We start from the raw sequence: 9638 nt of genomic DNA, 5'->3' as shown, positions 1-9638 counted from the left end.
CCTCACCCCAACCCTCTCCCGTGAACGGGAGAGGGGGTAAAGCTGGAGCAGAAGCAAAAGCACAAGCAAAAGCAAAAGCAGAAGCAAAAGCAGAAGCAGAAGCACAAGCAAAAGCAGAAGCAGAAGCAGAAGCACAAGCAGAAGCCAGAGCCAAAGCCAAAGCCAAAGCCAAAAACCAAAGCCAAAAACCAAAGCGACCGCGCTTCTTCCGGATCCTTCCCTGCGCTCAGCGCAAAGAAAGGAAACCCAACGTGCGGATCACACCAGATGCGCTTACTTCTTCGCGCCTTCCAATGTCACCTTGTCGCCGTCCTTCAATTCGTCCGATGGGCTGATGACCACCGTCTGCCCGGCACTCAGGCCGGACACCACCTGCTTGTCCTTGGACATCGTCTGGCCCACTTCCAACGCCTGCAGCTTCACCTTGTCGTCGGCCTGCAACACGAACGCCACTTGTTTGCCGTCGCGCTGGACGATGGCAGTCGCCGGTACACGTACACCCTTCGGTGCTTGGGCACCTGCCGGTGCGGCCTTTTCCAGGAAGCTTACGCGCACACCCATCTCCGGCACGATGCGCGGGTCCTTCAGGCCCAGTGCGACGCGCACTTTCACCGTGGCCTTGCCACGGTCAGCAGTGGGAATGATGGCAATCACTTCGCCGGGAATCTTCCAGTCCGGGTAGGCGTTGAGTACGGTTTCCACCGCCATCTTCGGCTGCACGCGGCCGATGAAGGCTTCGCCGACTTCCACTTCCACTTCCAGCGAATCCATGTCCACGATGGTGCCAATGCCGGTGCGGGTGAAGCCGCCGCCGGCCGACAACGGCGAGACGATCTCGCCCGGCTGCGCGGCCTTGGCGGTGACCACGCCGGAGAACGGCGCACGCACGATGTTGTTGTCCACGCCCAGATCGGCGATGGCCAGCGCGTCCTGCGCCACCTTGGCGTTGTGTTGGGCGGTCAGCAACTGCGCGCGCAGGCTGTCGCGGGCGGCCACGGCCTGGTCGTACTGCGAGCGTGACACCAGCTGCTGGCCGACCAGTGACTGCAGGCGCGTTGCTTCGGCCTCGGTCTGGCGCAGTTGTGCCTGCAGGCCGCCGATCTGGCTGCGCGCGGCATCCAGTTGCGCGGCGTTGAGGCTGCGCTGCGCATTGGCATCAATCGGGTCGAGTGTGGCCATCACCTGGCCTTCCTCCACGCGCATGCCTTCTTCGATCATCACCTCGCGCACCTTGCCGGTGATCTTGGCCGACACCGTGGCCATGCGCCGGGCGACCACGTAGCCGCTGGCGTCCAGCACCGCGTTGCTGCCGGCACCGGCCTGGGCCATGGCCACCACGGGCGCGGTTTCCACCGTGATGTCCGGCTTGCGGCTGGCAAGCATGCCGATCACCAGCGCCAGCAGCAGTGCCAGTACCAGTCCGATCACTACCCACAGCCAGCGGCGTGAGGGCGATGGGCCACGCGGAGGCGGGGCGGCCGAGCGGTCGATGCGGAGTTCCTTCAGCAGTTCAGCAGATGCATTCATGTGGAAGAAGACGGCGTGGGAAGGGAAATGTGACCGAAGGTATCGCAAAACTACGCTTCAGGAGGTCAGCAACAGGGCCGATGATAGGCAGGCATCGGCGTGGGCGCAGGTGACAAGCGTCACCTGCTTTGCCTGACCGGCGTGACTGCAGTGCCGTGTGCAGCGCTTCTAAGGTGGCGCCATCCCACCTGGAGGTGATCGTGATGGAGCAGCGCAATCAGGTAGTGGCCAGCCTGCGTGGCGTGTACAAACGCTACGGTATGTTGCCTGCGCTCGATGGCGTGGACCTGGATCTGCATGCAGGCCAGGTGCTGGCAGTGTTGGGCCCCAATGGCGCCGGCAAGACCACCACCATCGGCCTGTTGCTGGGCCTGCTGCAGGCCGATGCCGGGCAGGTGCAGGTGTTCGGGCGCGACCCCCAGCAGCTGGACGCGCGCCGCGGCATCGGGGTGATGCTGCAGCATGCCGAGCTGCCGCCCACGCTGAAGGTGGGCGAGCTGCTGCGGCTGACCGCCAGTTATTACCCGGCGCCACGTGCCCTGGCCGAAAGCGCGGCCATGGCCGGCATCGACGACCTGCTCGGTCGCGCCTACGGCAAGCTCTCCGGTGGCCAGCAGCGGCGCGTGCAGTTTGCGTTGGCCCTGTGCGGCCGGCCGCGTCTGTTGTTCCTGGACGAGCCCACTGTCGGCCTGGATCTGCCCGCGCGGCAGCGTCTATGGGCGACGGTGCGGCGCCTGGTGGGCGAGGGCACCGGCGTGGTGCTGACCACGCATTATCTGGAGGAGGCCGAGCATCTGGCCGACCGCGTGTGCGTGATGTTGCGCGGGCGCATCGTCAGTGACGGCAGTGTCGATGCCCTGCGCGCGCGCGTGGCCAACCGGGTGATCCGTTGCCACAGCGCGCTGGATGTCGCCCAGGTCGCGGCTTGGCCCGGGGTGCACCAGGTCGATCGCGCCGGCGCGCGCCTGCAACTGAGCAGCAATCAAGTGGAAGCGGTGGTGCGGCGCCTGCTGGATGCCGACCCGCAGTTGTCGGCCTTGGAAGTACAGCCGGCCGGCCTGGGGGAAGCCTTCACCGCGCTGACCGATGACTGCACCCCCGGCAACCAGTGCGAGGCGGCCTGATGAACCTGATGACTTCCCCGCTTGCGCCCGGCATGAGCGCCCGCCGCGTGCTCGGTGCCTATCTGCAGGAGATCCGCGCGGAGTGCCTGCGTTACCTGCGCAGCCCCTCCTTCATGCTGCCGTTGATGTTGTTCCCGGCGGTGTTCTACCTGATGTTTGCGGTAGTGCTGGGCGCGCGTCAGCCGGCTGAAACGCCGCGCTACCTGCTGGCCGCCTATGCGACGTTCGGAGTGATGGGGCCGGGGCTGTTCGGCTTTGGCATCGCGTTGGCGATGGAGCGCGAGAACGGCCTGCTCACGCTCAAGCGCGCCCTGCCGATGCCGCCGGCGGCCTACCTGATCGGCAAGATGGTGATGGCCGTACTCACCGCACTGATCATCGTGCTGTTGTTGCAGACGCTGGCCACCCGGGTGGCTGCGGTATCACTGGCGCCGCAGCAGATGCTGCAGCTCGGCCTGGTCTGCACGCTGGGCGCCGTGCCGTTCTGCGCGCTGGGCCTGCTGCTGGGCACGCTGGTCAAGGGCAACGGCGCGCCGGCGGTGGTGAACCTGCTGTATCTGCCGATGGCCTTCCTGGCCGGCCTGTGGTTTCCGCTGTCGATGATGCCGGGGGGTCTGCAGCAACTGGCACCTGTGTGGCCCAGTTATCACCTGAACGCACTGGCCCAGGCCGCGGTGGGTTTCGATACCGGCAGCCCGTGGCCGCATGTGCTGTGGCTGGCTGTGTTCACCGTGGTGGTGTGCGCCATCGCCGCGCGCCGTCTGCGCCGTCATGGGTGATGGCATCATGTGCCGCATTGAACCCGGAGCCCGTTGTTGATGAGCCCGCATCTTCCCGCCTGGCTGCAACCGGCCCCGGATTCGGTGGTGGCCGACAACATCAAGCTCGGCAAGTGGCCGTGGATTGATGCGGTGCATCTGCTGTGGACGATCTGGGTGTTCATCACCCCGATGTTCGGCAACGGCTACAGCTGGCACTGGGCATTGATCACGCTGTGGTCGTACCCGCTGTTCATCCTGTTCTATGTGATGACCCTGGTGTCGTCGCGGCGCAATGCACCGCTCTTCGCGCTGGCCATGATCGTGCTGTCGATGGCGCTGCTGCGCAGCTATCCCTCGGGCATGAACTACTTCGTGTTCGGTTGCGTGATGCTGCGCACCAACCGTTGCATCAGCATGCGCCAGTACCTGCTGGAACTGGCACTGCTGAATACCGGCTTCGTCCTGCTGGCGTGGTGGATCGGCTACCCGTGGCAGGTCACGGCCTGGATTCCCGCATTGACCGTGGTCATCGGCCTGATCGTCAACGTCGAGCGCTCCAGCAGCGAAAAGGACGCCGCCTTGCGGCTGTCGCATGAAGAAGTACGACGGCTGGCCGCCACTGCCGAGCGCGAGCGCATCGGCCGCGATCTGCACGACCTGCTCGGTCACACGCTGTCGCTGATCACGCTGAAGATGGAGCTGTCGCGCAAGTTGTTCGAGCGTGACCCGGAACGCTCGAAACGGGAGTTGTCCGAGGCCGAGCAGATCGCCCGTGATGCGCTGGCGCAGGTGCGCAGTGCCGTCACCGGCTTCCGCGCCGCCGACCTGGTCGCCGAGCTGGCCTCGGCGCACCTGTTGCTGGAATCCTCGCGGGTGCACCTGCGCTATGCGCCGCCGCCGCCGATGCCGGCATGGATCGAATCAGGGCTGTCGATGGTATTGCGCGAGGCTGCCACCAACATCGCCCGTCATGCCCAGGCCAGCGAGGCGATGATCGCCATCCACGCGCTGCCGGGCGAAGTGAAAATGGACGTCGTGGATGACGGCCGCGGCGGTGTGTCGGCCAATGGCAACGGCCTGGCGGGCATGCGTGAGCGGGTGCTGGCGATGGGCGGCAGCCTGCAAATCGACTCCCCCAGAGGCCAGGGCACGCGGCTGCAGGTGCGCATACCTGTACCGGAACCGGCGGCAGATCCGGCCGCGGCATCGCTGGCGCCGCTGGATGAGGCGCAGCCCGCACGGGAGCTGCGCGCATGATCCGCATCCTGTTGGCCGAGGACCAGGCAATGGTGCGCGGTGCGCTGTCGGCCCTGCTCAATCTGGAAACCGACCTGCAGGTGGTGGGCACCGCGGCCGATGGTGAGGTGGCATGGCGCGAACTGCAGCGGCTGGCGCCCGATGTGCTGGTCACCGACATCGAAATGCCCGGCCTGACCGGGCTGGAACTGGCCCAGCGCGTGCAGCGCCATCAACTGCCGGTGAAGGTGGTGATCGTCACCACGTTTGCGCGCAGCGGCTTCCTGCGGCGCGCGTTGGATGCCGGTGTGCAGGGTTATCTGCTCAAGGATTCGCCTGCCGAAAAACTGGCCGAGGCCTTGCGCCAGGTGCAGCGCGGTGGCCGCGCGATTGATCCGCAGCTGGCGATGGAAGCCTGGTCCGAAGCCGATCCGCTCAACGACCGCGAGCGCCAGGTGCTGCGGCTCGCCGGCGAGGGGCGTTCGGCCAATGAAATCGCCGAGCAACTCGGCCTCTCGCACGGCACGGTGCGCAACTATCTGTCCGAATGCATCGGCAAGCTCGGCGTGGCCAACCGCATCGAAGCGTATCGGCTGGCGCGGCAGAAGGGCTGGCTGTAATTCGTAGGAGCGGCCAAGGCCGCGAAGCGGGTAGAGGCTGGAAGACCCCCATAACCGGAGTCACCCAGCGTGCGGTGTGATGTTGGTGCGGATGCCCACGGGTTTGGGGCAGGGCTGCATGCTGCCTCAAGTTGCAACATGGCTGGCCGATATGCGGGATTGGCATACTGACCGATAGTCGAATCCAAGGAAGGAAGCAAAATGCGCTACCCGGGGTATGTGATCCTGCTGCCATTGTGGGCGGTAGGCCTGATTGTATTTATGGGGCCTGTCATCCTGCTCCCGATTGTGCTGGGGCTGGTTCTCTTCAGCGCTGTGGCGTATTTCATCTATTACTTGATATATCGAGACGCTCATCTCGAAATACTGGCGCGTATCGCTCTTGCGCTGTTGGTGATGCTGCTTGGGCTGATTCCGATCATTGGATGGCTGATCATTATTTGTTTCGTCATCTATAACCTTGTTCGTTCATTTCAGGGGCTGCTTTCCCTGCTGCCTGACGCCATGGTCAGCGTGGTGATCTATGCACTGTTGATGGCGCGGGTTCTGTTTGACGATCAGGCGCCGGAAGGCATGGTGCCGGCATTGACCGCTGCATATGCGCTGGTCACCTTCCTGTATGCCAACTATTTGCGTCGAGTTCCGGTTCGCGAGGCGCTCTTCAAACTGAGTGTGATGTGGTTGTCGATCCCCTTGATGGCGATCATTGTTGCGACCATCGTCTCCAGTCTGAGCAACCTCATCCGTTCGATAACTTCGGTCGTCAGTCATCCTGTGCAGCTCACAGAACATGTCCGCGGCCATACGCGGGCAGGAATTGAGGTCAGTGCATACACCCGCGAGGTCGTCCGTACCGCAAGTGAGAGCGTGACCACCTACGTGCCGGATGTGGGGGTGCTGACGTCGGCAGTTGCGCCGGCGGTGGCTGGCCTTGTCACATCCGAAAAACCTGCAACAGCAGAGAACGCGACCTCGGCCCCGCCGCAGCTGCCATCTCCCCGGCACTGAGCTTCCTTCCGCAAAAAAAAGCCCCCGCGGTATGCGGGGGCTTCGGACCAACTAAACGCTGGCTTCCTCAGCCGGCGTAACGCGTCTTCAACATTGCCCAGGCCGAACGCAGCGCCAAAGCTTCGCCACCGGCCGGGCGGCCCGGGCGTTCGCCGTCGTTCCAGGCGTAGACGTCCAGGTGCGCCCACACCTGGCCTTCGTCGATGAAACGCTCCAGGTACAGCGCAGCGGTGACCGAGCCGGCCATGCGTGAGCCGGAGTTGGCCAGGTCGGCAATGCCGCTGTTGAGGTAACGCAGGTACGGGTGCCACAGCGGCATGCGCCACAGCGGATCGCGGGTGGCATCGCCGGCCTGCAGCCACTGGTTGGCCAGCACGTCGTTGTTGGAGAACAGCGCCGGCAGGTCCGGGCCCAATGCAATGCGCGCCGCGCCGGTCAGCGTGGCGAAATCAATGATCGCTTCCGGCTTCTGCTCGCTGGCGTAGCTCAATGCGTCGCACAGGATCAAACGGCCTTCGGCGTCGGTGTTGTCGATCTCCACCGTGATGCCCTTGCGCGTGGTGATCACTTCACCCGGGCGGAAGGCATCCGGGCCGACCGCGTTTTCCACCGCCGGCACGATCAGCGTCAAACGCACCGGCAGCTGCTGCGCCATCATCAGGCCGGCCAGTGCGATGGCGTGCGCCGCGCCGCCCATGTCCTTCTTCATGTTGCGCATGCCGTCGGCCGGCTTCAGGTCCAGGCCGCCGGTGTCGAAGCACACGCCCTTGCCGACCAGCGCCAGATGCGGTGCATCTTGCTTGCCCCAGCGCAGCACGATCAGGCGCGGCGCGCGGTGCGAGGCGCGGCCAACGGCGTGGATGGTGGGGAAGTTCATTTCCAGCAGTTCATCACCGGCAATCACTTCCAGCGCGCCGCCATGGGCGTCGGCCAGTTCGCGCGCGGCGTCTTCCAGCTGCTGCGGGCCCATGTCTTCGGTGGGCGTGTTGACCCAGTCGCGCACGCGCAGGCAGGCGGTGACCACGTCCAGCACTTCCTGCGACGGGCTGGCCAGCAGCTGCGCCGGCGCCCGCGCAGGTTTGCGGTAACGGGCGAAGCGGTAGCTGCCCAGGCCCCAGCCCAGCTGCAGGTTGGTGGCGCTGACCGGGTCCAGCGGGTTGGCGAGCTTCCACGTGGTGCCGGCCGGCAGTGCAAACGGGGCGTGTGCGTAGGCGTAGGCATCGGCGCGGTCACCCACGCCGATCACCGCACCGGCAATGCCGTCGGCACCTGGCAGCAGTGCAACGGTGGTGTGCGCGGCGGTGAACTGCTGGCTGGCCAGCCACGCTTGAATGGCGGCCGGCTGCTGCGCGTTCCACGCGGCAAAGCTCTCGCGATCAAGCACGTACAGCGGCAGGGCATTGCTGGCGTCGGAGGTGAAACCGTTGAGGGGCGTCATGATCTGCATCTCGTATCTGAAAGTGACCGTGGGTTCAGCGCTGTGCCGATGCGTTGGCATCAAGCCAGTCGGCCAGCCCGGTCAGGGTGTCGAACTGCAGGTCAGGCTGCAGTGCAGGGTCGGTCCATGTGTGTGATTCGCGGTTGATCCAGCAACCACGCAGGCCCGCGCGCATCGCACCGGCCACATCCATTTCGGCATGGTCACCGACGTGCAGTACCTGCGCGTGGGCAACGCCGAGGCGCTCGCAGGCAGCGTGGAAGATGCCCGGGTCCGGCTTGGCCGCGCCGAATTCGCGCGAACCCAGCTGGAAGGCAAACAACTCGCCAATGCCAATGCGCTGCAGGTCGGCATTGCCGTTGCTCACCGCAGCCACCGGCACGCGCGCGGCGATGCGGCGCAGCGCATCCAGTGCGTCCGGGTAGAACTCCACCTGGTTGCGCGCGGCATAGAACGCCTCATACGCCGGCTCCAGCAGGTCGCTGCTTGCCCCGCTGTTTTCCAGTGCTTCGGCCAGCGTCAACCGGCGCAGTGCGCTCAGGTCGTAATGCAGGTGGGGGTTGTCGCGGAACGAACGCTCACGCAGTTCACGCATGGCCGGCACCGGGTACATCGTTGCGGTGGCGGGGCTGTGCTCGAGCATCCAGTCGTGCAGCACCTGGTCAATGCGGGCGCCGATGGGCGCGAATGGCCAGAGTGTGTCGTCCAGGTCGAGGGTGATGGCTAGGACAGGAAAATTCACCCGGGCATTTTACGGCAAGCCGCCGCCGGCCGTCGGTGCTGACCATGGCCAACGTGAACGGTGCAGGCTTATTCCAGCAGTTTGGCCCAGCCCTGCATGCCGTCCAGCCGGCTCAGTACCAGCTTCACGCAGACCAGCAACGGCACCGCCAGCAGCAGGCCGACGATGCCCCACAGCCAGCCGAACAGCATCAACGCCAGGATCAGCATCAGCGGCGATATCGCCATGCTGCGTCCCAGCACGATGGGCGTGACCAGTTGCCCCTCCAGCGTGTGCAGGGCCAGGTAGCACAGCGCCGGCAAGGTGGCGGTAAGCGGGTCGCGGAACTCGACAAAGCCCACCAGCAGCATCAATGCAATGCCGATCAACGGCCCCACGTAGGGCGCGAAGTTCAGCAGCGCCGCCACCGTGCCCCACAACAGCGCGTCGGGCAGGTCGATGCCCAGCAGCATCAGTGCCCCGGCCAGCACCAGCCCGAGTGCGGTGTTGATCACGGTGATGGTCAGCACATAGCGCGATATCTCGCGCTCCATCGAGCGCAGGATGTCGGTGGTGAAGCGCTTCTGCTGGCGGTTGGGCATCAGCGCGATCACATGCCGCTGCAGGTTTTCGCCGTAACTCATGAAGAACAGCGTCAGCAGCACCACCGCCAACACTGAGGCCGCCAGCTTGGGCGTGCGTACCAGCGCGCCATAGGGGTCGTCCAGCTGGGTACGGATTACCTGCACCTTGCGGTTGTCGTCACCGCCGGCCGCACGGGCAAAGCTCTCGGCGGCCTGATTGGCCTGCCGGACAGGTTTGACCAGAGCCTGTACCTGGCGCGATATCTGCCGCATCTGCTGCGGCGCCTGCTGCACCCATTCGGTGGCCGGCCCGGCCAGTTGCACCGCGAGCGCGGCGGATGTGGCCAGCCCGCCCGCGACCACCAGCAGGGCGGCCAGCAGGCGTGGCAGGTGCAGCTTCTGCAGCAGGCGGATGATGGGGTTGCCGACCAGCGCGAAGAACATGGCCAGCAATATCGGCAGGATCACGCTTTGCGCGGCCCACAACGTGTAACCGACAGCCAGCGTGGCCAGCACCACCAGCGCCATCGGTGCGCGCGGGCGCGGTGGCAGGGGTGCCGGTTCGCTGGGGGGCGGCGTTGTTTCAGTCAGCGGCGAGGACATGCGCAGGCGCCCCAGG

10 protein-coding genes are annotated in these 9638 nt (G+C 65.4%); 6 read left to right on the top strand and 4 right to left on the bottom strand.

The annotated features are described in order from the left end of the window. Positions 1 to 335 (top strand): hypothetical protein (locus ACVOLO_RS14755; protein WP_481571070.1); only part of this gene is annotated, 335 nt, incomplete at its 5' end. Here the strand turns inward: ACVOLO_RS14755 and ACVOLO_RS14750 are convergent. Next, entirely contained in the window at positions 274 to 1527 is a 1254-nt protein-coding gene (locus tag ACVOLO_RS14750; RefSeq protein ID WP_481571069.1) for an efflux RND transporter periplasmic adaptor subunit, read from the bottom strand. The genes ACVOLO_RS14755 and ACVOLO_RS14750 overlap by 62 nt on opposite strands. A gap of 203 nt (positions 1528 to 1730) precedes the next feature. Between ACVOLO_RS14750 and ACVOLO_RS14745 the strand changes: the two genes are divergently transcribed. The 5 genes from ACVOLO_RS14745 (at position 1731) to ACVOLO_RS14725 (ending at position 6276) form a co-directional block, all read left to right on the top strand. Beyond that, complete coding sequence (locus tag ACVOLO_RS14745; protein ID WP_481571068.1) at positions 1731 to 2651, top strand: ABC transporter ATP-binding protein; 921 nt, start codon at positions 1731 to 1733, stop codon at positions 2649 to 2651. After that, a complete protein-coding gene (locus tag ACVOLO_RS14740) occupies positions 2651 to 3430 on the top strand; it encodes an ABC transporter permease (protein WP_481571067.1) in 780 nt (259 codons plus the stop codon). Before ACVOLO_RS14745 ends, ACVOLO_RS14740 begins: the two co-directional genes overlap by 1 nt. Before the next feature lie 39 nt (positions 3431 to 3469). Then, positions 3470 to 4669 carry a sensor histidine kinase gene (locus tag ACVOLO_RS14735; protein ID WP_481571066.1) on the top strand — a complete coding sequence of 400 codons (1200 nt, stop codon included), beginning with the start codon at positions 3470 to 3472 and terminating at the stop codon, positions 4667 to 4669. Beyond that, positions 4666 to 5268: a response regulator gene (locus tag ACVOLO_RS14730; RefSeq protein ID WP_481571065.1), complete on the top strand. Its 603-nt coding sequence runs from the start codon at positions 4666 to 4668 to the stop codon at positions 5266 to 5268. The genes ACVOLO_RS14735 and ACVOLO_RS14730 overlap by 4 nt, the downstream gene beginning before the upstream one ends. 201 nt (positions 5269 to 5469) lie before the next feature. Continuing rightward, on the top strand, positions 5470 to 6276 hold the full coding sequence (locus tag ACVOLO_RS14725; protein ID WP_481571064.1) for a hypothetical protein: 807 nt from the start codon (positions 5470 to 5472) through the stop codon (positions 6274 to 6276). Between the two features lie 67 nt (positions 6277 to 6343). Here ACVOLO_RS14725 and ACVOLO_RS14720 read toward each other — a convergent pair whose 3' ends face one another. The 3 genes from ACVOLO_RS14720 to ACVOLO_RS14710 form a co-directional block, all read right to left on the bottom strand. After that, a complete protein-coding gene (locus ACVOLO_RS14720; protein ID WP_481571063.1) occupies positions 6344 to 7714 on the bottom strand; it encodes a leucyl aminopeptidase family protein in 1371 nt (456 codons plus the stop codon). Between the two features lie 34 nt (positions 7715 to 7748). Continuing rightward, positions 7749 to 8456 (bottom strand): HAD family hydrolase, encoded by a 708-nt coding sequence (locus tag ACVOLO_RS14715; RefSeq protein ID WP_481571062.1) that lies wholly within the window; start codon positions 8454 to 8456, stop codon positions 7749 to 7751. A 68-nt stretch (positions 8457 to 8524) separates the two neighbouring features. After that, complete coding sequence (locus ACVOLO_RS14710) at positions 8525 to 9622, bottom strand: AI-2E family transporter (RefSeq protein ID WP_481571071.1); 1098 nt, start codon at positions 9620 to 9622, stop codon at positions 8525 to 8527. Positions 9623 to 9638: the final 16 nt, after the last annotated feature.

It is taken from the genome of Stenotrophomonas sp. STEN056, assembly GCF_056759635.1.
The sequence above is the reverse complement of the archived record's forward strand: the minus strand, read 5'-3'. Positions and strand labels throughout refer to the sequence as shown.